The sequence below is a fragment of the Clostridioides sp. ZZV15-6383 genome (genome assembly GCF_020657735.1).
Taxonomy (GTDB): Bacteria; Bacillota; Clostridia; order Peptostreptococcales; family Peptostreptococcaceae; genus Clostridioides; species Clostridioides difficile_D.
Genome location: NZ_JAGWCV010000002.1, coordinates 65,312 through 89,731 on the forward strand (window position 1 = coordinate 65,312; position 24,420 = coordinate 89,731).

Genomic DNA, 24,420 nt, shown 5'->3' on the forward strand with positions numbered 1-24,420 from the left:
AAAATTGAAGTTACTTATATAATAGTAGTAAATTGAAATTAAGTCTATAGAAAAACCAATTTTTGTATAAAAATAAAAATTAAAGTTAGTTATTTGTTAAGAAATGACTTTAGTAAAATATATAATTAACTATTCTTTAAGCATATAATTTATAAGTAGTTTAAGCGTATTTTCAATGGCTTCTATATGTGTTCTTTCATAGTGGTGGCTATTATTTGTTCCAGGACCAACACATGCTATTTGAACATCTTCTCCCCAACGAATAGCTTCTGAAGCATCTGAACCATAGAAGGTAAATACATCGACAGCATATTCTAAATTATTGTCTTGTGCAACATCGACAAGTTTATTTCTTAAATTAAAATCATATAGTGATAAATTATCTTTTGCAACTATAGTCACACCATGTTCACTAGATGTTTGACTTGGTCCAGTAGGTGCTATATCTATTGCTACAAATTCTTTTGTTTTTTCAGGTAAAGCCTTAGAGACACCATGTCCAATTTCCTCATAATTGCTTATATAAAAGTTAGTAGTATGCTTAGGTGTTAAATTATTTTCTTTAAAATATCTACATATTTCAAGAACCATTGCTACAGCTGCCTTATTATCTATATATCTAGATTTTATAAAACCAGATTCTGTAGCTTCAAAACGATGGTCTAGACATACAAAATCTCCAACACTTATTCCTAAATCTAATACATCCTGTTTTGTAAATACTTTTTCATCAAGTCTAATAATCATTGTTTCTTCATTTCTTTCAGTGGCAGCTTTTGTTTGACCATATATATGAGTAGAAGCATACTTAAATACAACACTTCCTCTAATTTTTTTACCTTTTCTAGTTATAACAGTACAGTTTTCTCCTTCTATAGCAGCCCAACATCCACCACCAACTTTGTGGTATTTAAGAGTACCATCAGATGATATTTCTTTTACCATAGCTCCAAGTGTATCCATATGTGCAGATATTGTTATTTGATTTGAATCATCTTCACCAGGAAGAGTAGCTATAAGTGCACCTTTTTTTGTAAGAATAGTATCAAGACCTAAAGATTCAAAATCTTTTTTGCTTTCTAAAACTGCATTTTCAGTATATCCAGCAGGGCTTGGAATATCCAAATATTTTTTCATTAAATTTATAGTATTAGTTAAATTTAAATTCATATTATTTCCTCCTAAAAAATATATATTCATACAAATTATAACATAAATACGAATGTTCTGAAAACTAAAATTGAAAGAAAAAATCCTAAATATATTTTTAAAAAAAGTATATAGAATAGAATTGATTTATATTATAGGTGTTAAAAGTTAAAATAGTTTGATTTCATAATTAATAAAAATAAATATAAAACAAAATATATAAATAAATAAAATATTTAGTTTAATTATCTTTACAAATAAAAGTTTTAGTAATAAAATAATTGTTGAAAAAGATTTTAAATTCAGATTATTCATTTCTAAAGTAATTAATCTGCAAGCCTTTATTAATATATGTAAATAACTAGGTATATATGCATTTAATTAGCATGATATAGATAAAAATATTTATTTTTAGTGTCTATTGTCTGAAAAAAGTCTTTATTTAGGAATCATAAAAAATCAAATTAATTGGGAAAAGAGAGGATGTGTGTAATGTGATTGAGAATGGATTTGTATATTGTAGTTTCTTGGTTGTATTTGTAGGTGTAATTTTTTTTATGGTAGATAAATTGAAATGGAAGATATTTGATGTTATTAATCCAATGCTTTTAATCTACTTAGGATCTGCTATACTAGCATCATTTGGTTTGTTTGCACAGAATGAAGATGTTGGAGTATATCAAAATATAATAACAGTAAATTTTCTTCCATTAATGTTAGTGTTCTTATTAATTCAATGTGATTTAAGAAAAATATTAAAAATGGGACCTAAGATGTTATTGTCATTTTTCTGTGCTACATTTACATTTATGCTTGGGTTTGTTATAGCATTCATAATTTTTAAAGGTTCAATGGCTTCCGATTCATGGAAAATTCTTGGAGCAGCATCTGGTTCATGGATAGGTGGTTCATCAAATATGATTGCAGCAGCTAATGCTCTAGGAGTTGCAGAAGAAGGTCTTAGTTATGCAATACTTATGGGGTCTATAGGATATACAGTATGGATGTCTATTTGTCTAATGTCTGTAAAATTTGGACCTAGATTTAACAAATGGACAAAGTGTGACACAAGTTTTATAGATGAGGTTACATCAAAACTTGAAAAAGAAAATAAAGATAATACAGCACCTACGTTTGTGGAACTTATGATTTTACTTTCTGTTGGTTTTGGAGTAGCAGCTTTTGCACAAATTGTATCTAAGATACTTCCAACTTCAGGTATACTTAATGAAACTATGTGGGTAGTACTTGTTGCATCTACAGTGTCAATATTATTAGGTATGACAAAAATATCAAAGCTTAAAGGTAGTACACTAGTAGGAAATGTGTTTATGTATTTACTCCTTGCAGCTACAGGTAGTAAAGCAAATTTCTTTGGATTATCAGAAGCACCTGTTTACATAATGTTTGGATTAGTAGTAGTTCTTGTACATGCGATTTCGTTTATAGGGCTTGCAAAACTGTTTAAACTTGATTTATTTACTTGTGAGGTAGGAAGTATAGCTAATATAGGTGGGGTAACTACAGCTCCTATGATTGCTGGAGTTCATAATCCTGTATTAATACCAGTGGGCGTATTGATGGGGCTTTTAGGAAATATTATAGGTACTTATTGTGCTCTTATAGTAACTCAAATATTACATATGCTAGCTTAATAAAAACGCAGTGTAAAATTAATAATTTAAATAAGAAAAGTCATTTCAATTTAAGCGTAAACTTTTATTGAAATGGCTTTTTTGCTTGACAAGATAATTCATTTTAATAGGATATTTTGACATATTTAGTGCATAATATTGTAAAATTTACCAAAATCGAGATATATTTAATTTATATATTGAATCGAACATCTGTATGATGTATAATAAATATACAGAACGAATGTTTGCAGAACGGGTGTTTTTTGAATTTATTTTAATAATTTATGAATATATATCAAAATATATAAATATATTTAAATATAAAGATTAAAAAGAATTTAAAGGAGTGTTGATAACTTATGATAATTCCATCAAGAAGAATACAAGATATAACATTAACAAATTTAAAAAATGGTGAAGTAACTTTAATTGAATTGGATGAAATATATAAGAAGATGGGATTTTTATTTGTTGTGAGTGAAGGGAAATTGAAGAAGATAAAAAAGGAGAACCATCATTAAAAATGAATGAAATAATAAATATTATAATTGTTTGTAAAACCTAACTTATGTAGAATATAAATACTTAAGTTAGGTTTTTTTGTGATAAAGTTTGTAAGTATTTAGTTTTATAAGAGAAGTGATGTTTTTTAATTAAAAATAAATAAGTTTAAACTTTAAACAGTGTTATATTATAATAAGAGGTGATATTATTATGAAAATAGTAACCTACAATATTCATAAAGGTATGGATTCAGATAATAGATTAACTCTAACTAAAATGGGAATATATTTAAAACAATTGGATAGTGATGTGATTTGTTTGCAAGAAGTATTATATCATCAATTTTTAACTTTAAAAGCTGTTTTAAATATGGAGGGTTCATTTGCTACAAATGTGAAAAAAGTAAATATGATATATGGAATTTGTACATTTACAAAATTTAAAATATTAAATAGTAATCATTTTTTTTTAACTAGCAAGAAGGAGCAACGGGGAGCACTTTGTATAACTACAAATGTATATGGAAAAATTATAAACATAATAAATACTCACTTGGGACTTGACAGACAAGAAAGAGTAAAGCAATTAGACGAAATAATAGACTATAGAAATAGATTAGTAGGGACAGTTGTTTTGTGCGGTGACTTCAATGAGAAAAATGTATCTTTAAGCATGTTCCATGATATGGCTATTTCATTAAATAAGTCTTATTTACCTACATTTGAAAAATCAAACTCTAGAATAGATTACATTTTTGTTAATAAAAATACTGAATTAAAAAAATATACAGTAGAAAAAATTTACCTATCAGACCATTATCCTGTGATAGGATACATTTAAATTTTAATATAAATCAAGTTAATTATTATAAAAGTAACGATTTTTTTATTAAGAAATAATAAAAAAATATAATGAAAAGATATCAAAAATAAAACCAATTATAAGACATAAATTTACAATAAAGTTACATTTGATTAAATTCCTTGTTTAAAAAAGGCTATTCAAATATAATCTAAAGTAGTTTTGAAATGGAAACTCTATCAGGTGAAATTGAGTTAGTGTTAAAATGAGGTGAAGTTATGAATAGAAGAGCAACAAGGGTTTCAAAATTAGGAAAAGAAAAAAAGCGAAATTTAATAATAGGATTGGCAATTTTAATTGTAGTAATAGGAGGATTTACTTATTTTTTTAACAACAAATTTCTGTATAATGGGAAAATCGCTAAAAATGTATACATAGAAGGAATAAATGTGTCTGATATGACTAAAGAAGAAGCATTAAAAGTTGTAACAAGTAAGTATACTCCAGAAGACTTGAATCTTACTTATGATGGAAAAGATTATAAAATATCTCCAAAGGATATTGATTTAAGATATAATACAGAAGAAGTTGTAAAAAATGCGTATGAGACTACAAAACAAGGTTCTTACTTTCAAAACTTAAAAAAATACATTAACATAAGAATAAATAAACTAACTCTAAAAATAGAGTCTGAATATGATGAAGCAAAACTTAGTTCTAAAGTATCTTCTATAGCAGATAGTATCAATATTAAGATGCAAAATGCTTCTATTAGTGTTGGAAGTGGAGGATTAAGTTATACAGATTCTGTTATAGGTAGAGAATTTGATTTAGCAGCAAATAAAGAATCTATATATAATATGATAAAAAATAAAGAACATAAGTCTTTGGAACTTAAAGTAAATCTTCAAAAACCAGATATAACAACTGAACAAGTAAAAACTGTGAATTCTGTTATAGGTCAATATTCAACTACTTATTCTCAAGCTGTAGAGGGTAGGTCATATAATGTAGGTTTATCAGCAAGAAAAACTAGTGATGTATTACTAATGCCAGGTGAAGAATTTTCATACAATAAACTTACAGGACCTAGTAATAAAGCAAATGGTTATAAAGATGCGCCAGTTATAGTCTATGGTAAGCTAGAACAAGCAGCAGGAGGGGGAGTTTGCCAGACATCTTCAACAGTTTATAATGCTGCTCTTCTTTCAGGGATGGAGATAACTCAAGTTACAAACCATTCATCTGCATCTACTTATGTGCCTAAAGGAAGAGATGCTACTGTGAGTGATGGGGGATTAAACTTAAAGTTTAAAAATCCATATAATCATCCTGTATATATTAAAAATTATGCAGGTGGAGGAAGCGTATCATCAGTAATCTATGGTAATTCTGGTGACAAACCGAATATATCTATAGAAGTAAAACAAACTGGGCAGAATAAGTATTCTACATATCGAATATTTAAAGATTCAAGTGGAAAGGTCATAAAAAAAGAACATATATCAAATAGTTCATATAAAGAATTAAAAAAATAAATAATTTTTTTAGAGTGATATTTATAATATAAAAACAAGGAAGTTTATGACTTCCTTGTTTTTATATTATAAAATTATCATTACTAGTTCTTGTTTTAATATTACAATCATTAATATATAGAAAATATTCCTATATATTGGTATAATTGTAAATAGATTTAGTTATATAAAATGTATGAGGAGGTGACATGGTTGAATTTTATAGGCAATAGATATGAGGTAGTAAATTCTGATGACGTTTTAGAAATTAACAAAATCTATAAAGCTAGAGATGTTTTTTACAGAAAAAATGTGCTCATAAAAGTCATAAAGCATAATAATTATATCTGTGAGGATTTTGTTTCAAACTTAATTGATGAAAGTACTGCTTTAGATGAGATAAATTCTCCTTATATACTAAAAATAATAGATGTTGGGATTCATTGTACAGAAGAAACAACATTGTATTATGTTGTAAGTGAAGACTTTAATGGTATCGGATTAGATGAATTAATTCTAGGTAATTATCTTCATTTAGAAGCAATTGTAAATATAATGATACAAGTTTTAAAAGCTTTAGAAATGATACATAGGAATAATTCATATCATGGTAGTTTAAAATCAAGTAGTATAATAGTAGATACAGAATATAATATTAAAATTTGTGATTTTGGAATTACAAAAGCAAATAATGGGGTTAATACAAGAAGCTATGGAAACAGAAGATATTTATGTCCACATCAACTATGTATAAATTATACTGATAAAGAGAGTGATTTTTTTGCAACAGGCCTTATTCTATTTGAGGCTATATTTAAAAAATTACCTTTTGGAGAATCAAATTCAGAAGAAAAAATGTTACAATCTATTGATAAAGGATTAGATTGGAATAGTATAAAAGCAATTAATGGAAATATAGAACTTATAAATGTTATAAAAAGGCTTCTTGGTAGGAATAATAAGTATACTAGAGCCAATGATATTATTGTTGATTTAAGCAAAGTAATGTATGAAAAAGCATATATAGAAGTTGAAGATGAGAAAGAAGAAGAACAGAAACAAAATAACATTGTACAGGTTAAAAAAGAAGATAAAATCAAAGTGAGAAAAAAATTACATAAAAAACTTGTTGTTGCTGGTCTAGCAATAGTCATGATTTCAATGATTATTATTAGTTCCATAATATAAAAATTATATATTAAATATTTTAAAAGAAGTGTATATGAATGATATACATATATATAGAAATTATAGTATAGTTTTAAATTATGAAAGGAAGTGGTTATTATGTTAGCAAAAAATAATGAGGTATTAAATATTTAGGAGCAAAGCATGAGTAAAATAACACTTATAGCAAGTAAAAAATGTTGGATTGAAGATATAGCAAAGAAATAACTTGAAGATATTTCAAATTTAGATGGAATTTTAAGAGTAGTAGGATTACATGATTTACATGCGGGTAAAATACCTGTGGGTTTAGCAGTTGAAACTAGAAATATTATTTATCCACATATAATTGGAAATGATATAGGCTGTGGAATTACTTTATTTAATTTTTATTGACATGAATATATAATTTATGGAATAATATTAGAAGCACTGATATAAGTGTCTAAATAAGAATAGAAAAGGAGAAGTGTTTTATGAAAAAAAATACTAACATTAATGAGTCCGGAGTTAAACTTCTTAATAAATAAGGAGTTTGGTATATAATAACTCCTTATTTATTAAGTTGTTCACAAAATAACTATTATCAAAGTAAATGATATGGTGATTTAAAAGATGATGGCTTATAAATAAAGGAGAAAAATAATGAATAGTAATACATTTGAAAGATTACAACTAAATGAAGTTAAAGAATTAATAAAAATACATTGTGTAAGTTCGCTAGGAAAAAATTTAATAGATAAATTAACTCCTAGTGGGAATATTGGAGTAGTAAGAAGGAAGTTAGCAGAAAATAAAGAAGCTAGAAAGATAATTGAAAATAGTAATCACATACCACTTGAAGGATTATTTAATGCAGGTTCTACAATAGATAAAATTGAAAAAGGAATGATAATAGAACCAGTTGAACTTATAAATATTGGAGATTTTTTAAGAGGTTGTAGGAAGATGAAAGCCTTTATGCTAGAAAAAGAATTTTATTCACCGACATTAAGTTCCTATGCTTTAAATATAACAGAATGTAAAAATATAGAAGATGAGATAAATTACTGTATAAAATCCAATAAAGTGGATTCTAATGCTAGTAAAGAATTAAAAAAAATAAGACGAAATATAGAAATTACAGAAGGAAAAATAAAAGATAGATTAAATAAATTTGTAACATCAACTGTAAATAAAAAGTATATACAAGAGTTTATAATAAGTAAAAGAAATGATAGATATGTAGTACCAATTAAATCTTCTTATAAAAATGAAGTTGATGGTACTATATTAGACACATCGTCAAAAGGAAATACTGTATTTATTGAACCTATAAGTGTTTCAAATTTAAGTACAGAATTGACTATGCTAAAAGCTGATGAAACTATTGAAGAATATAAAATATTATCTTATTTAACAGAACTTATATTTGATAAGATAAGTCAGATAAAATTAAATATAGAGATACTTTCTGAATATGATATGGTATTTGCAAAAGCCAAGTATAGCCAAAAAATAAAAGGAATTACTCCAAAAATAAATAATAATGGCTATATAAAAATAATTAAAGGTAAACATCCACTTCTAACAGGAGATGTAGTACCTTTAGATTTTGAAATAGGCCAAAACTATAGAAGTCTTATAATAACAGGACCTAATGCAGGAGGAAAAACTGTAACTCTTAAGACTGTTGGGCTGTTAACTTTAATGGTTCAATGTGGATTTGATATTTCTGCAAAAGAAGGCAGTGAATTTAGTGTATTTGAAAAAGTTTTTGTAGATATAGGTGATAATCAAAGCATTGAAAATGCCTTAAGTACTTTTTCATCACATATAAAAAATATTGCAGAGATTATGAGTTTATCAAATAATTCTACCCTTGTTCTATTTGATGAAATAGGAAGTGGAACTGAACCTAATGAAGGCTCAGGCTTAGCAATATCACTGTTAGAAGAATTTTATAAAATGGGATGTATAACAATAGCATCAACTCATTATGGAGAGATAAAGAAGTTTGCTAATTTACATCCAGAGTTTGAAAATGCTGGTATGATGTTTGATAAAGAAACTTTAGAACCCATGTATAAGTTGACTATAGGAAAATCTGAAGATAGTAATGCTCTTTTTATTTCCAAAAAAATGGGCATAAAAAATAGAGTATTAGATAGAGCTAAAGAGTATATAATTGATAGAAACTACAATTTAGATTTAGTTAAAAGGAGTAAACTACAATCTAATATTGAAGATAACAATAATTTAGAAGTGATTCCAAACTATACAGATTATAATGTAGGAGATAAAGTAAAATTACTAGATGAAGATGATTTTGGAGTTGTATATAAACCAATAGACAAGTTTAATAATGTAGAAGTATTGTTTAATAATAATTTTATTTCAGTAAACATAAAAAGGTTACAACTTAGTATAAAAGCATCAGAATTGTATCCAGAAGGATATGATTTGGATACATTGTTTACTAATTTTAAAGATAGAAAATTAGAAAAAGATATCCAGAGGGGTTCAAAAAAAGCTCTTAAAAAGATTCAGAAAGAAATTAGAGAGAATAGAAAACAAATATAAAAAACATAGAAGAAGCTATCTAAAGATAAAATTTTATTTTTAGATAGCTTCTTTATTAATATATCTTCATAAATCCAATGACCAATAGGATTAAACCACTTAACCAAGATAAATTTAAATTTACATTTTTAGCAAATACATTTCCTAGTAAATAACCAAATAATACTGCAATTACATTTGATATTAAAGAAAATAGAATAACTTGTATATAATTTACACCTACAAGACCACTACCAAATCCAATTGCTAATCCATCTAAACTTAGAGCAATAGCAAGTGTAAATGCTTCAGCAGATTTAAGCAATTTAGATTTACTTGTATCTAAAGTATCTGGTTCGATACTTACATTAAAATTTAATTTAAGGTCCAACATATTAAAGTTATAATCTTTTGAATGTATGGATTTTTTCTTAAAATAAGATTTAAAAAAGCTTTCAGTTAGTCGAGCGCTTCCTAATAAAAATAAGATAAAGAAACATATTAACATTGTTATATTTTGAGGTAAAAAATCTCTAACTATTGTACCTGCAAAAAGTGATATTGCCAAAATAGCTGAACAAACTACACTAATAATTATATTTGAATATAAAGGAACTTTAACTTTATTTACGCCATATCCAAAGCTTGTTACAAAGGCATCTATACAAAGAGAAGTCACTAATAAAATTGATTCAATCACAGTAGATTAACATCCTTTCTCTTAAATTTTGTACTTATATTAGTTATAGTATTGTAAAAATGGATAAATTGTTACAGATAAACCAATAGATTGTTGATAAAATTTCAACATCATACAACACCTAAATAACAAAAAAATCATATTATATAATAATATAAAACCAATCATAATAAAGCAGGTGAAAATAATGGAGCAACATAACAAGGTTGGGAATTTCGGTGATTTGTTGAAGATTTTATTAGAAGAAAAAGAAATATCAATGGGAGAATTGAGTAAAAAAAGTGGAATTGATAAATCTACTATTTCTCGTATAGCTAATAATAAACAAAAGCCAAATATAAATCATTTAGAAAAGATGGCAATACATTTAAATATTAATCTAGAAGAATTATTAAAAGCTTCAGGATATGAATTTAGAAATAATAATAATCAAATATTTAATACAGATAGTGATTTTAGTAATTTTGATGATGTTCTTGGATTTGCAAATTTAATCAATGATAATAATTTTAATGGAAATATTGAAAAAGAATTAAGTAAGTGTAAATTATATGTCCAAACGGATGAAGGTAAAAAGTTACTTTTTGATAATTTTAATAAAAAGATAGATTCTATTGAAAAGCAAGGACAATTTACAGACAGATTAAGAGAAATGTATGCTGACTTTTGCACAAATGGACTTACAATAAAGAAATATTTATTGATTGGAAGTATGCTACTTTATTTTGTTATATCGACAGATGTAATTCCAGATTTTGTATTTCCAATAGGGTTTATGGATGATTTAGTAGCATTAAATATAGTTACGAAATTACTTAAAAATGATAAGTAGTTTTAGAATCATATTTACTATGCAAGGAAATAAAAATATATATAAAATTTATTATTTTTTATAGGAAACAAATTGAAAGTAGAAGAAAAAGATTAAAAAATTTAATATATATTTTGTAACTATTTAAGTATATAAAATAAAATAATATCCAAACTAATACAAAATAGTAATAATTGTTTTGTACTGGAGGATATTTATGAATTGTAAATGGATATCTAAAATAGATGAGAGAAAAAAATGTCATAGAGAAGCAGATTCCTCTGGATATTGTATCTTTCATAAAGAAAATAAGTCTGATGAAGAGATACAACTAATGATGGATACTCTTTATAAAGAAAAGATAAGTGAATTTAATGGATTTGTGTTTGAAAATGAATTCAATGCTGAAGAAACATTAATTTATGATTATGACATATTAAATTTTTCTGAAGCTATATTTAAACAGAAAGCAAATTTTAAAAAGTATATTTTTAAAAAGAATGCTATTTTTGATTATACAGAATTTAAAAAACAGGTATTTTTTAATGGTTGTGTGTTCTTAGGAAATTGTGATTTTAATAAGACGAAATTTAACAAAGAGCATATAAATGATATTATATTCGAAAAAGTAAAATTTAAAGGGCCTGATTTAGTAGTTAATAAGGTAGAAAATTTTCCACGAATGGATGGAATAATTTTTAGTATGTGTACAAAATTTGTACTGAAAAATGTAGAGTATGAAAAAAGCGAGTATAAACATGGAAAAATAAATTATAGGATAGCTAGAAATCAAGCAACAAAAATTGGGGAATATGAGAGGATAGGCCCTTACTATTATAAGGAAAGAATTTATAGCAGTAAAATAATGAAACGCTCTGATTATCCCACATTCAGCGATTATTTAGTTGAAAAGTTTTTTGATCAAATGGCACGTTATACTACAGGATATGGAGAAAAACCCTGGAATATATTATTTATTATTATAGCTATAATAAGTATTTTTGCTTTATTATACCTATTTGTAGGTATAGAAACTTCAAATAGTACACTTATAGCTTTAAATATAAATAACATAGCTGATTATTCAGTAAGTGAAATTTTAAAAATGTATATAGACTTATGGTATTTTAGTATGGCTACATTTAGTACAGTAGGATATGGAGATATGGTTGCTACAGGTTTGGTTGGTAAAATTTTAGTAGGAATAGAAGTATTTTTTGGAGTTACAATAGGAGCGATTTGGGCATCTGTTATTATTAAGAGAATGTTAAAATAATATATGTGTAAATATGGATAGGTATTAATTACTAGATATAAATTGGACTAAATAGGGAAAATTTAAATATAAATATACTTAATAATCCAAGAAGGTGAAAAATTTGAAAAATGCAATAAAAAAAATTATAGCATTAGCCATGATTCTAGTTTTTATAATACCAAGTTGTTCATATGCAGATGAAAAATCTGTAGACAAATATTCAAAAACATCTATACTTATAGACCAAGAGACAGGTAGAGTTTTATATAGTAAAGAACCTGATATGAAGGTACCATTAGCTAGCTTAAGTAAGATGATGACTTTTTTACTTGCAATAGAAGCTATTGAAAATAAAGAAGTAAAAGAAACTGACAGAGTAAAAATAGACAAATCTATTGCATCAGTAAAAGGGTCAAGTTATAAACTTAAAGATGGTGAAGAAGTGCCACTTATAGAGCTTATGAGAGGTCTTATGATTGTATCAGGAAATGATGCGGCAATTGCTATAGCAAAACATATTTGTAAATCTAAGGAAGCATTTGTGGATAGAATGAATAAAAAAGCAAAAGAAATAGGAATGACTAATACGCATTTTCTAAATCCAAATGGTCTTCCGATATACGATTTAAGTAATCCCAAAAAACCAGCAAAAGAAAATATATCTACTGCAAAAGATATAGCTATTCTTGGAAAATACATGTTTGACCATTATGAAAAACAAGTAACAGCTATAACTGATATGGAGACATATACAAATTCAGATAGAAGTTTTGAAAAAAGCAATACAAATGCACTATTAAGAATTATACCAGAAGTAGATGGTATAAAAACTGGATACACTGGTAATGCTGGATATTGCTTATCATTTTCCATGGTTGTAAATAAAAATGATAAAAACGAGAAAAAACGTAGAGTAATAGGTGTTGTATTGGGCACTAATCATAAAAATAAAAGAACATCTGCTTCTTTAGCATTACTGAAATACGGGAAAGAAAATTTCGATATGAAAAAAGTAATTGATAAAGATAGTTTTATTGGTAAGAAATATATAAAAGGAATGAAAGAGTTAGAGGTTACATTAAAAGCAAAAGATGAACTTTATACAATATTAAAAGATGATGAAAATATAAAATCTGAAGTGAAGATTAAAAATATAGAGTATCCTGTTAAAAAAGGTGATACTATGGGTACTATAAAATACTATACTGATTCAGGAGAGTTACTTGGAAGTGTAGATATAGTAAGTAATAATAGTGTAAATAACATACCATTGAAAACAAAATTAAAAATGAAATTTGCAAATTAAATTCAAAAAAATGGTATAAAATACACAAAAAAATATAAAAATAGAAAATATGGAAAAAATATTGTTATTTTTTCACCTCTATGATATACTACTAGAGGTGAAAAAATAAAATAAATCACACACAGCATTGGGATCCTTAAAAGGTGCCTATTACATGGTTTTTTAGGGAGAAGATCAAGCTGGAGGTATAAAACCAGGAGGTAGAATAATGTCAGTAATATCAATGAAACAATTATTAGAAGCAGGTGTTCACTTTGGTCATCAAACGAGAAGATGGAACCCTAAAATGGCTAAGTATATATTCACAGAAAGAAATGGAATATATATAATAGACTTACAAAAAACAGTTAAAAAAGTTGAAGAAGCTTACAAGTTCACTAAAGAAGTAGCTGAAACAGGAAAGCCAATCTTATTTGTAGGAACTAAAAAACAAGCTCAAGATGCTATAAAAGATGAAGCTGAAAGATGTGGAATGTACTTTGTTAATGAAAGATGGTTAGGTGGAATGTTAACAAACCACAAAACTATAAAAACTAGAATAAATAAATTAAGAGAATTAGAAAAAATGGAAGAAGAAGGTGTATTTAATGTTCTTCCTAAAAAAGAAGTTATAAAATTAAGAGCTGAAAAAGAAAAACTAGAAAAATACTTAGGTGGAATAAAAGACATGCCTGAATTACCAGGTGCAATGTTCGTAGTTGACCCAAGAAAAGAAAACATAGCTATTCAAGAAGCTCATAGATTAGGTATACCAGTAGTTGGTATAGTTGATACTAACTGTGACCCAGAACAATTAGACTTTGCTATACCAGGAAATGATGACGCTATAAGAGCTGTAAAATTAATAACTGGTGCTATGGCAACAGCTGTAATTGAAGGTAGACAAGGTGCTGAAGAAGAAGTAGCTGAAGACCAAGAATAATAATTTGACAATTAAATGGTAAGGGTCGCCCTTACCATTTATAATATGGAATAGAATAAGTAGGAGGAAACTTAAAAAATGGCTAATATAACTGCTCAAATGGTAAAAGAGTTAAGAGAAAGTACAGGCGCAGGGATGATGGACTGCAAGAAAGCTTTACAAGAAGCTGAAGGAAATATGGAAAAAGCAGTAGATTTATTAAGAGAAAAAGGATTATCAAAAGCTGCTAAAAAAGCTGGTAGAGTTGCTGCTGAAGGTCTAGTTGCAATAGAAATGAACGATGATAATACAGTTGCTTCTATGGTAGAAGTTAACTCAGAAACAGATTTCGTTGCTAAAAACGAAGACTTCAAAGTATTCGTTAAAGATGCTGCTTGTATGGCATTAGCTACTGATAAAGAAGATATAGCCTCTCTATTAGGTGAAACTCATAAAGAGGGAATAACTTTACAAGAAGTTTTAAATAATAGAGTTGCAAAAATAGGTGAAAAATTAGACTTTAGAAGATTTGCTAAAGTTGTAACTAATGGACAAGTTGCTGGATACATTCATGGTGGTGGAAAAATAGGTGTTCTTGTTGAAATGGAAACAGAAGCTAGAGATGCTAAAGTTTTAGAATTAGGTAAAGATGTAGCTATGCAAGTTGCTGCTATGAATCCTAAGTATGTTTCAAGAGATGAAGTAGATGCTGAATACATAGCACATGAAACAGAAGTATTAACTCAACAAGCTTTAAATGAAGGAAAGCCAGCTAATATAGTTGAAAAAATGGTTAAAGGAAGATTAGAAAAAGAATTAAAAGAGGTTTGTTTATTAGAACAAACTTTCGTTAAAAATCCAGATATAACTGTTAAACAATTAGTTGCTGATGTTGCTAAAGCAGTAGGTTCTGATATAAAAGTTGTTAAAGTTGTGAGATTCGAAGTTGGTGAAGGTATACAAAAGAGAGAAGAAAACTTTGCAGAAGAAGTTGCTAAGCAACTTAAGTAATAACCAAAGAGAGAACACGCAAGTGTTCTCTTTTTTAAAAAATAGAAAAAATGGATATGAAGGATTGAAATAGGAGGTTTCTGATGGATAAACCAATGTACAAAAGGGTATTGTTGAAATTAAGTGGAGAAGCATTAGCAGGAGAAAGAGGTTTTGGTATAAATAATGATGTAGTTAATGATATTGCTATTGCTATTAAAAAAATACAAGAAATAGGTGTTGAAGTAGCTGTAGTAGTAGGTGGAGGAAACTTCTGGAGAGGTAGAACTAGTGAAGGAATGGACAGAACCACTGCTGACTATATAGGCATGTTAGCTACAGTTATGAATGCAATGGCACTACAGGATGCACTAGAAAATATAGATGTTGCTACAAGAGTTCAAACTGCTATAGACATGAGACAAATTGCAGAACCATATATAAGAAGAAGAGCAGTTAGACATTTAGAAAAGGAAAGAGTTGTTATATTTGGTGCAGGAACAGGAAACCCTTACTTTACAACTGATACAACTGCTGCTTTACGTGCTGCTGAAATGGAGGCAGAAGTTATCTTGTTAGCTAAAAATGTTGATGCAGTATATGACAAGGATCCAAAAGTACATGCAGATGCTAAGAAATTTACAGAATTAAGTCACATGGAAGTTATACAAAAAGAGTTAAAAGTAATGGACTCTACAGCTACATCTTTATGTATGGATAATAAAATTCCAATAAAGGTATTTGAGCTTACAACAGAGAATATAATAAGAGCAGTAAAAGGTGAAAATATAGGAACTACTGTAAAATAATGAAGAATGAAGGAGGAGTAAAATTATGAAACTAGAAATACATAAGCAATTAGAAGAGAAAATGAATGGGACAATTGATGCTTTAAAGTTCGAATTTGGAACTATAAGAGCTGGAAGAGCTAATGCACAAATGCTAGACAAAATAAGAGTTGATTATTATGGAACTCCAACTCCAATAAATCAAATTGGTGCTATATCTGTACCAGAGCCAAGAATATTAATGATATCTCCTTGGGATAAATCTGCTATGCATGAAATAGAAAAAGCTATAGCTAATTCAGATTTAGGATTAAATCCATCAAATGATGGTGAGGTTATAAGACTTTCTGTACCTGCTTTAACAGAAGAAAGAAGAAAAGAATTAGCTAAAAAAGCTAGCAAAGCTGCAGAAGATTTTAAAGTTAGAATAAGAAATGAAAGAAGAGACGCCAATGAGAAAATTAAAAAGATGGAAAAAGGCGGAGAATTAACTGAAGATGAATTAAAAAAAGCACAAGATGAAGTTCAAAAAATGACTGATAAATTTATAAAAGAAATAGATACATTATTATCTAAAAAAGAAAAGGATATAATGGAGGTATAATATTGAAAAAATATTATAACCTTTTAGGTCTTCATGTAGATGAGGTAAAACAATATTTTGATGAACAAGATGTCAATTATACCATAAAATCTATTGAAGGTAAAAAGGATAAGGATAAACTTGTAGTTCCTAGAGTTATAAAAATATCTGAGATAGGTGATAGTGTAGAAATAATAATCACATACTTTTCTGACTCCTTAATTTAAGGAGTCAGAACAATATTGGAGGCAAAATATGAATAACAACATTATATATGACATAGACTTAAATAACATACCTACTCATATTGCTATTATAATGGATGGAAATGGAAGATGGGCAAAATCTAGATTTCTTCCAAGAACTGCAGGACATAAGGCTGGAGTAGAAACTATAAGAGATATAGTAAAAGAATGCTCAAATTTAGGTGTTAAGCACTTGACATTATATGCATTTTCAACAGAAAATTGGAAGAGACCGAAACTCGAAGTTGACACACTTATGAACTTATTATCTACATACTTAAGAAATGAAATAGCTGAACTTCACCAAAACAATGTAAAAGTAACTGCTATAGGAGATATAAGTGCTTTACCAAAAACTTGTATAAGAGAATTAAACTCAGCTAAGGAAATGACAAAAGACAATACAGGAGTTAACTTAAATTTGGCATTGAACTATGGAAGTAGGGCAGATATAAAAAATGCTCTTATAGATATAGTAAAAAATTGTGAAAGTGGTAAAATAGATATAAACAATATTGATGAAGATATTATAAAAAACTATTTAAGCACAAAGTCTATACCAGATCCAGACTTAGTAATAAGAACAAGTGGTGAACAAAGATTGAGTAACTTTTTACTTTGGGAAGTTGCTTATTCTGAGTTTTACTTTACTGATATACATTGGCCTGATTTTAAAAAAGAAGAATTACAGAAGGCTATATACGTATATCAAAAAAGGGATAGAAGATTTGGAGGACTTAAGTAAGGAGATTATTTTATGCTTACAAGAATTATTGCTTCACTAGCTCTGGTTCCATTATTTCTATTTGTTGTATATGGAGGGATTCCTCTATATATAGCTGAGACGGCAATAGTTTATATTGCATTACATGAGTTTTATAAGGCATTTAAAATAAAAGATATACATCCAATATTCGTTATAGGATATTTATTTTCTATTTATTTAGCTGTAAAAAATATTTTTAACTTGCCATTGGAATATACTTATGCAGTGATTTTTATTTTATTTTTAGCAAGTATAATTTATATGTTGATGGGCAAAAACAATGTTATAGATGTTTCGATTACATTTTTAGGGATTTTTTATATAGGAGTATTTTTAGACTTTATAGTCATAACTATAAATGGATTTGAAAAAGGGAGTATATATGTATGGCTTATATTTGTGATATCTTTTATGACAGATATATTTGCATATTTTAGTGGTTATTTACTTGGAAAACACAAGTTAATTCCTAAAGTTAGTCCTAAAAAGACTATAGAAGGAGCTATTGGAGGAATAATAGGAAGTACACTTTGTTGTATTTTATTTGGATATTTATTTGGCATTAATTTGCTTCAATTGGCGATAATAGGAAGTATAGGAAGTGTAATAGCTCAGTTAGGAGATTTGTTTGCATCTTCTATAAAGAGATATGTAGGGATAAAGGATTATGGAAAGATAATACCTGGTCATGGGGGTATATTAGATAGATTCGATAGTGTTATATTAGTTGCACCTTTTGTATATAGTACTATTAAATTTTTTATTAGATAAAGATTGGTTGGTTTTAAAAAGGCGGTCTATAATTGCTAGTAATGAAAATAGCTATGTAACTTTTAAAAGCAGATAAATTCTGTAGTTATTAGTTACATGGCTATTTTCATTATTTAATCAAATTTTTTTTATACTTATGCAGAAACTCTTCTATATTTTTTGATTGTTCCCATATCTCAACTGCACGTACATCTAGCAAATAAAGTATGGAATCATTTATAAGTTCAACATATTCGCCATCTTCTGAACCAAGTGCATGTCTTTCAATTTTTAATCCTTTCTCTTCATAATATCTTTTTGTTTCTGTATATAATGATTCTCGCTTTTGTATATAGTCTTTTACTTCGGTATTTGGAAAGTTATATGAATCTACCAATGTTTCCCCCTTTATAAAAGTTTTCTCAATAGCGACCTCTTCATCCCAACAATGGATTTCTTCCCAAGTAAAAAATATCTCTGTTCCATCTGGTATGAATGAAAATCGAGTAATAATGTATAAATAGTTATTGAAATTTACCTCATAATATTCAGGAATATCTTCAAATTCCATGTAGTAATTTATATAATTAAAATTATTACTCTCTTTTTTTATAAAGGGTATTTTCTCAATGAATTTATATATTGATTGTTCATTTTTAAAAATTCCTATATCATGACTTTTTTCAAATTGATTAATTTTTAATAAATATAACATACTATCTCCTTTCATTTAATCATCTTCTTTAAGAGTATAGTTTTTGAATCTATTACTTTGACTTATTTTAACATATTTATATTTACTAAACTATAATTTTCATCTATTTATCTAAATAGATGAAAATTTTCCAAAATAGATAAAATATGATAAAATATATTTTGCGAGGTGATAACATGATTTCATATGCGCCATTATGGAAGCTATTAATTGATAGAAAAATAAAGAAAATGGAATTTGTAAGTATATCAGGTATAAGTATTTCTGTTTTAGGTAGATTAGGAAATGATAAATCTGTTTCTATGGATACAATGGAGAAGATATGTCTAGCACTAGACTGTAAAATAGAGGATGTTGTAGAAATAAAAAGAGATATCTAATAATACTAGAGCATTTTATAATATTTTAGAAAATACAGAAATAATGGATTGATTTTAACTTGTAGAATATCATATGAAATTTCTGTGAATAGTAAAAATAATTGTTTTAGTAGTGTTATAATGTCTTGGTAGGGTATATTTATTATTAGAAAGGATTATTATATGAAAAAAATATCAATTTTAGGTTCTACTGGTTCTATAGGTAAGCAAACTTTGGATGTGGTTAGAGAAAATAGAGATAAGTTTGAGATAGTTGCAATATCAGCTAATAGTAATGTTGAATTATTGTTAGAACAAATAGTAGAATTTAAACCTAAATATGTAACAGTTTTTGAGAAAAACAAAGCATTAAAATTAAAAGAAATGTTACCAAAAAATATAGAAATAGAAGTTTTAGCAGGTATGGAAGGATTAAAAGCAATATCATCACTTGATGAAGTTGATGTACTTTTAACTGCTGTAGTGGGTATGATAGGATTAGTTCCAACTCTTTGTGCAATAAAAAAGGGAATAGACATAGCATTAGCGAATAAAGAAACGTTAGTAACTGCTGGTGAGCTCGTAATGAGAGAGGCAGAAAAATATAATGTAAATATTCTTCCTGTTGATAGTGAACATAGTGCTATATTTCAATGTCTAAATGGAGAAAATAAAAAAAATATAGAAAAGATAATACTTACAGCATCTGGTGGTCCATTTAGAGGGAAGAAAAAGGATGAACTTGTAAATATAACTAAGAATGAAGCTTTGAAGCATCCAAACTGGAGTATGGGAAGAAAGATAAGTATTGATTCTTCAACACTTATGAATAAAGGTCTTGAAGTAATAGAAGCTAGATGGTTGTTTGGAGTAGAAGAAGAAAATATAGATGTAATAGTTCACCCACAAAGTATAATCCATTCAATGGTACAGTATGCAGATAGTTCAATAATTGCTCAATTAGGATGTCCAGATATGAGACTGCCAATACAATATGCTCTTACATATCCAGATAGAATGGAAAGTAGTTTTGAAAGAATGAATTTCTCAAAATTTAGTACTTTAACTTTTGAAGAACCAGATTTAGAAACTTTTCCATGTCTAAAATTGGCTTATGAATGTTTAAAAATGGGAGGAACTTATTCTTCTGTTCTAAATTCAGCAAATGAAGTTTTAGTAAGTGAATTTTTAGAGGATAAAATTGGTTTCTATGACATACCATATTACATAGAGAAGACTTTAGAAGTTCATAGTAGCATAAGTAAACCAACATTAGAGGAAATTTTGGAAACAGATAGATGGAGTAGAGCTTATGTTACAAATCTGATAAAGAAATAGGAAGGTGAATTTATGACTATAATAGCTGCATTAATACTATTTAGTATAATTGTATTAATACATGAGTTAGGACATTTTATATTTGCAAAAAGAAGTGGTATCAAAGTAAATGAATTTTCTATAGGTATGGGACCTAAGATATATAGTGTAAAAAAAGATACTGAGTATTCTATAAGAGCTCTACCAATTGGTGGATATGTCAGTATGGAAGGTGAAGATGAAGAACAAATAAGTCCAAATTCTTTCGGAAATAAATCTATATTACAAAGATTTAGTACTATTGTAGCAGGGCCAATATTTAATATAATATTAGCAGCAATACTTTTAGTACCAGTCTTTTTATATATAGGTTCTCCAACAACTAAACTAGGAAATATAATGCCAGATACTCCTGCACAAGCTGTAGGACTTCAAGTTGGGGATAAGATAAATAAAATTAATGGCAACTCTGTTAAGACTTGGGATGAAGTTGCAAATATAATAAATACTTCTTCTGGTGGAGAATTGAAACTTAGTATAACTAGAGATGGAAGTGATAAAGTTATAAGTGTAACACCTAAAAATAACAATGGAAAGTATGAAATAGGGATTCAACCACAAAGAGAAAAAGACTTTTTTGGTTCAATAGTAAATGCGTGTAAAACTACTGTAGATATGACAAAACAAATGTTAACTTTCTTAGGCCAAATGATTACAGGTCGTGTTCCAGGAGGAATTGGTAATGCTGTTGCAGGACCAGTAGGTGTTATTGGTATGGTGTCAGATGCAGCTCGTACAGGTGTTATAAATGTAGTGTATTTAGCAGCTGTCATAAGCTTAAATTTAGGTATAGTAAACCTATTGCCAATACCAGCACTTGATGGATGGAGAATACTTATGTTATTATTAGAAGCTGTTAGAGGTGGTAAAAAACTCGATCCAAATAAAGAAGGTATGATAAATGTTGTTGGTTTTGGAGCCTTAATGTTATTTATGCTTTTTATCACATATAAAGATATACTAAGATTATTTCAGTAATTTAGTTTTTTAGAGAGTTTAAGAAAAGGGGCTATGTAGTTTTAAATAAGAATAAATTAATTTTATGTATGAAATTTGTTCTTATTTAACTATATAGCTTTTTAATTTATAATATACATGTAGGTTATAGTGTTTTAATATTTAAAGAGATTTAATATAAAATAATATATAGAGGTGGAATATGAGTTACGAGAGAAGAAAGACTAAAGAAGTAAGTGTGGGAAATGTAAAAATAGGAGGAGAAAACCCTATAAGTATACAATCTATGACGAACACTGATACAAGAGATGCAGATGCTACAATAGCTCAAATAAAAAGGCTAGAGGAAGCTGGTTGTGATATAGTTAGGGTTGCTGTTCCTGATATTAAAGCCGCTAAAAATATAGGAAAGATAAAGTCTAGTGTCAATATACCAATTATTGCTGATATACATTTTGACTATAAATTAGCTCTTGAAGCTATAGAACAAGGTGTGGATGGTATTAGGATAAATCCGGGTAATATTGGAAATATAGAAAGAGTTAAGGCTGTAGTTGAGAAATGTAAAGAAAGAAATTTAAAAATTAGGATAGGAGTTAATGGTGGCTCTTTAGAAAAAGAACTTTTGAAAAAGTATGGTTCTGCAACTCCTGAAGCATTAGTTGAAAGTGCAATGGGACATATTAAAATTCTTGAAGATTTAGATTTTCATAATATAGTTATATCTCTAAAATCATCTGATATTTATAAAACTGTTGATGCATATGAATTAATATCGAAAAAAGTTGATTATCCTCTTCATGTTGGGATTACGGAATCTGGAAGTATCCATAAAGGTACAATAAAATCTTCTATAGGAGTAGGGGCGCTTCTTCTTAAAGGAATTGGAGATACTGTTAGAATATCTTTAACAGGTGACCCTGTTGAAGAGGTTGTTGTTGGCAAACAAATTTTAAGAAGTTTGGGTCTTTTGAATGATGAGATTAAGGTTATATCATGTCCTACATGTGGTAGATGTAATATAGATTTAATTAGTGTCGTAAATGAGGTTGAAGAAAAGATTGGTAGTATGGAAAAAGATATTACTGTTGCAATCATGGGGTGTGCTGTAAATGGACCTGGTGAGGCGAGAGAAGCTGATATAGGTATTGCTGGTGGTAAAGGTGAAGGGCTTTTATTTAAAAAAGGTGAAATAGTGAGAATGATTGATGGTGACAAGTTAGTTGATGAGTTAATAGAAGAGATTGAGAAGTTGTAGTATACAATCAAGAGATATTAATTGGCTAGATTTTTAGATACTTTTAGAATAGTTTTGCCTATAAGTATTTAATTATCTGGTCATTTTTAATTTAATAAATTTTAATAAATACAAAAAATTTATATTCTAGTTTAATTTCATATACATGACTTAAACTCTATTTTAAATTTATGAAAATAAAATAATATTTAGTATAATGAAAAAGTACAGTTATAGTATTGAAACTTGATTGTTATTATGATAGTATATAGTTACTAGAATTATTGGAAGATTATGTTAATGTAAATGTTAATATTTTTTGAAAATTATTTTAGTACAAATTAATAAAAGAAAGGGTGAAGAAGTATGAAATATAAAAAAATATCTAGTTTACCTCTTTTAGTTGTTGTGTTATTGGTTACTGGAACGACTACAACATTTTCTCTTGATACAACCAATTCAGAAAGAACAAGTGTATACTTAGCAAACACAGAAAGCACTACCACACATAAAGTCTTAGATACTTCAAATAGCAAAGGTATTGTTTATAATGAAAATATTCCACTATTTATAAATAATAGCAAAGTGCAGTATGATGATACTACTTATCATTGGCCTAGCAATGTTATAAATTTGACAAATGTCAGTAAAAAGGCAATTATGGACTATGAAATTACATGTTTAGCGTATGATAAAAATGGAAAACCACTTGAGTTATATTGGGATGCTCGAAATGTAGCAACAAATGGAGAAGTAGGAAGCGTTGGATTTAGTCCAGATGGTGTAGACTATGGAATTGTAGCAGGTATATCTCCTGTATCTCCGAAATCATATTCACATGTTTATAGAAAAATGCAACAACAACCACCAAAGGATATAATAAGTATGTTTGAAAAACAACAAGGTAAGGCATGGGTAGAAAGATGGTTGAAAGAATGGCAGCAAATGGAGAAAGAATATGCAAAGAAAAATGCAATAGCCCCAGGTAAGAATCAAAATGATGCTTCTCTATTGTTTGACAAATGGAAACAACCCACTGGTCAGCACGATGTAAAGTATATCATATCATGTGTAAAACAAGTAACATTTAGTGATGGTAGTGTGTGGAAAAATTCAGCATATGAGAATTGGTTGAAAAATTTTCAAGGTAAATCAGTGGCTACTAGTGTATTAGAAAATTATTATAAGTAATATTTAATTATAGTAAATTAATTATGCATTTAGCTAGTTATTAAGATAGTTAAATCCTTACTAATTTAGTTGAAAATGTCAATCTTATATTGTAATGGAATGGCTTATATTATAAGATTATAGTCATATATCAAGTTTTGATATATGCTTTTTTTTTAAAGAATATGCTT

Annotated in this window: 25 protein-coding genes; 22 read left to right on the forward strand and 3 right to left on the reverse strand. The window is 27.6% G+C overall.

The genetic code is table 11. The features are described 5' to 3' along the window. Positions 1 to 129 precede the first annotated feature (129 nt). Positions 130 to 1,170, reverse strand: a complete 1,041-nt coding sequence (locus KGF42_RS01310) for a M42 family metallopeptidase (RefSeq protein ID WP_107595882.1) — start codon at positions 1,168 to 1,170, stop codon at positions 130 to 132. A gap of 473 nt (positions 1,171 to 1,643) precedes the next feature. On the opposite strand from KGF42_RS01310, the gene KGF42_RS01315 reads away from it, so the two are divergent. From KGF42_RS01315 to KGF42_RS01345, 7 genes are all read left to right on the forward strand, one after another. Beyond that, on the forward strand, positions 1,644 to 2,804 hold the full coding sequence (locus KGF42_RS01315; RefSeq protein ID WP_227822735.1) for a DUF819 family protein: 1,161 nt from the start codon (positions 1,644 to 1,646) through the stop codon (positions 2,802 to 2,804). Positions 2,805 to 3,145: 341 nt separating this feature from the next. Continuing rightward, on the forward strand, positions 3,146 to 3,307 hold the full coding sequence (locus tag KGF42_RS01320) for a hypothetical protein (protein ID WP_003424559.1): 162 nt from the start codon (positions 3,146 to 3,148) through the stop codon (positions 3,305 to 3,307). A gap of 193 nt (positions 3,308 to 3,500) precedes the next feature. Beyond that, complete coding sequence (locus KGF42_RS01325) at positions 3,501 to 4,130, forward strand: endonuclease/exonuclease/phosphatase family protein (RefSeq protein WP_227822736.1); 630 nt, start codon at positions 3,501 to 3,503, stop codon at positions 4,128 to 4,130. A gap of 239 nt (positions 4,131 to 4,369) precedes the next feature. Next, a complete protein-coding gene (locus KGF42_RS01330) occupies positions 4,370 to 5,629 on the forward strand; it encodes a VanW family protein (protein WP_227822737.1) in 1,260 nt (419 codons plus the stop codon). A gap of 183 nt (positions 5,630 to 5,812) precedes the next feature. After that, positions 5,813 to 6,796 carry a protein kinase domain-containing protein gene (locus tag KGF42_RS01335; protein ID WP_227822738.1) on the forward strand — a complete coding sequence of 328 codons (984 nt, stop codon included), beginning with the start codon at positions 5,813 to 5,815 and terminating at the stop codon, positions 6,794 to 6,796. A gap of 216 nt (positions 6,797 to 7,012) precedes the next feature. Continuing rightward, complete coding sequence (locus KGF42_RS20375) at positions 7,013 to 7,171, forward strand: RtcB family protein (RefSeq protein ID WP_227825619.1); 159 nt, start codon at positions 7,013 to 7,015, stop codon at positions 7,169 to 7,171. Positions 7,172 to 7,420: 249 nt separating this feature from the next. Next, positions 7,421 to 9,337, forward strand: coding sequence for an endonuclease MutS2 (locus tag KGF42_RS01345; RefSeq protein WP_054274095.1), 1,917 nt, complete (start codon positions 7,421 to 7,423; stop codon positions 9,335 to 9,337). 55 nt (positions 9,338 to 9,392) lie between these two features. On the opposite strand, the gene ytaF is transcribed toward KGF42_RS01345, so the two are convergent. Further along, the gene (gene ytaF, locus KGF42_RS01350; RefSeq protein WP_227823222.1) at positions 9,393 to 10,016 is read right to left on the reverse strand and encodes a sporulation membrane protein YtaF; all 624 of its coding nucleotides are present in this window, start codon (positions 10,014 to 10,016) and stop codon (positions 9,393 to 9,395) included. A gap of 187 nt (positions 10,017 to 10,203) precedes the next feature. Between ytaF and KGF42_RS01355 the strand changes: the two genes are divergently transcribed. From KGF42_RS01355 to KGF42_RS01400, 10 genes are all read left to right on the forward strand, one after another. Continuing rightward, positions 10,204 to 10,848 carry a helix-turn-helix domain-containing protein gene (locus KGF42_RS01355; protein ID WP_054274093.1) on the forward strand — a complete coding sequence of 215 codons (645 nt, stop codon included), beginning with the start codon at positions 10,204 to 10,206 and terminating at the stop codon, positions 10,846 to 10,848. A 196-nt stretch (positions 10,849 to 11,044) separates the two neighbouring features. After that, on the forward strand, positions 11,045 to 12,103 hold the full coding sequence (locus KGF42_RS01360; protein ID WP_227823221.1) for a potassium channel family protein: 1,059 nt from the start codon (positions 11,045 to 11,047) through the stop codon (positions 12,101 to 12,103). Positions 12,104 to 12,206: 103 nt separating this feature from the next. After that, positions 12,207 to 13,391 (forward strand): D-alanyl-D-alanine carboxypeptidase family protein, encoded by a 1,185-nt coding sequence (locus KGF42_RS01365; protein WP_227823220.1) that lies wholly within the window; start codon positions 12,207 to 12,209, stop codon positions 13,389 to 13,391. 208 nt (positions 13,392 to 13,599) lie between these two features. After that, complete coding sequence (gene rpsB / locus KGF42_RS01370; RefSeq protein WP_003424537.1) at positions 13,600 to 14,313, forward strand: 30S ribosomal protein S2; 714 nt, start codon at positions 13,600 to 13,602, stop codon at positions 14,311 to 14,313. A gap of 78 nt (positions 14,314 to 14,391) precedes the next feature. Further along, positions 14,392 to 15,303, forward strand: coding sequence for a translation elongation factor Ts (tsf, locus tag KGF42_RS01375; protein WP_003424535.1), 912 nt, complete (start codon positions 14,392 to 14,394; stop codon positions 15,301 to 15,303). A gap of 83 nt (positions 15,304 to 15,386) precedes the next feature. Further along, positions 15,387 to 16,091 (forward strand): UMP kinase, encoded by a 705-nt coding sequence (gene pyrH, locus KGF42_RS01380; RefSeq protein WP_227823219.1) that lies wholly within the window; start codon positions 15,387 to 15,389, stop codon positions 16,089 to 16,091. A 25-nt stretch (positions 16,092 to 16,116) separates the two neighbouring features. Further along, entirely contained in the window at positions 16,117 to 16,674 is a 558-nt protein-coding gene (frr, locus tag KGF42_RS01385; protein WP_003424532.1) for a ribosome recycling factor, read from the forward strand. A gap of 2 nt (positions 16,675 to 16,676) precedes the next feature. After that, positions 16,677 to 16,880 carry a hypothetical protein gene (locus KGF42_RS01390; protein ID WP_054274090.1) on the forward strand — a complete coding sequence of 68 codons (204 nt, stop codon included), beginning with the start codon at positions 16,677 to 16,679 and terminating at the stop codon, positions 16,878 to 16,880. 28 nt (positions 16,881 to 16,908) lie between these two features. After that, positions 16,909 to 17,643: an isoprenyl transferase gene (locus KGF42_RS01395; protein WP_054274089.1), complete on the forward strand. Its 735-nt coding sequence runs from the start codon at positions 16,909 to 16,911 to the stop codon at positions 17,641 to 17,643. A 12-nt stretch (positions 17,644 to 17,655) separates the two neighbouring features. Further along, positions 17,656 to 18,435, forward strand: a complete 780-nt coding sequence (locus KGF42_RS01400) for a phosphatidate cytidylyltransferase (protein WP_054274088.1) — start codon at positions 17,656 to 17,658, stop codon at positions 18,433 to 18,435. Positions 18,436 to 18,544: 109 nt separating this feature from the next. Here the strand turns inward: KGF42_RS01400 and KGF42_RS01405 are convergent, their stop codons facing one another. Continuing rightward, entirely contained in the window at positions 18,545 to 19,129 is a 585-nt protein-coding gene (locus KGF42_RS01405) for a hypothetical protein (RefSeq protein ID WP_227823223.1), read from the reverse strand. Positions 19,130 to 19,305: 176 nt separating this feature from the next. On the opposite strand from KGF42_RS01405, the gene KGF42_RS01410 reads away from it, so the two are divergent. The 5 genes from KGF42_RS01410 (at position 19,306) to KGF42_RS01430 (ending at position 24,250) form a co-directional block, all read left to right on the forward strand. After that, entirely contained in the window at positions 19,306 to 19,509 is a 204-nt protein-coding gene (locus tag KGF42_RS01410; protein WP_107595090.1) for a helix-turn-helix domain-containing protein, read from the forward strand. A gap of 162 nt (positions 19,510 to 19,671) precedes the next feature. Further along, on the forward strand, positions 19,672 to 20,826 hold the full coding sequence (locus KGF42_RS01415; protein WP_227823218.1) for a 1-deoxy-D-xylulose-5-phosphate reductoisomerase: 1,155 nt from the start codon (positions 19,672 to 19,674) through the stop codon (positions 20,824 to 20,826). Between the two features lie 12 nt (positions 20,827 to 20,838). Further along, positions 20,839 to 21,843: an RIP metalloprotease RseP gene (rseP, locus tag KGF42_RS01420; protein ID WP_227823217.1), complete on the forward strand. Its 1,005-nt coding sequence runs from the start codon at positions 20,839 to 20,841 to the stop codon at positions 21,841 to 21,843. Between the two features lie 181 nt (positions 21,844 to 22,024). Next, positions 22,025 to 23,080, forward strand: coding sequence for a flavodoxin-dependent (E)-4-hydroxy-3-methylbut-2-enyl-diphosphate synthase (gene ispG / locus KGF42_RS01425; RefSeq protein WP_227823216.1), 1,056 nt, complete (start codon positions 22,025 to 22,027; stop codon positions 23,078 to 23,080). Positions 23,081 to 23,425: 345 nt separating this feature from the next. Then, entirely contained in the window at positions 23,426 to 24,250 is an 825-nt protein-coding gene (locus KGF42_RS01430) for a DUF5780 domain-containing protein (RefSeq protein ID WP_227823215.1), read from the forward strand. Positions 24,251 to 24,420: the final 170 nt, after the last annotated feature.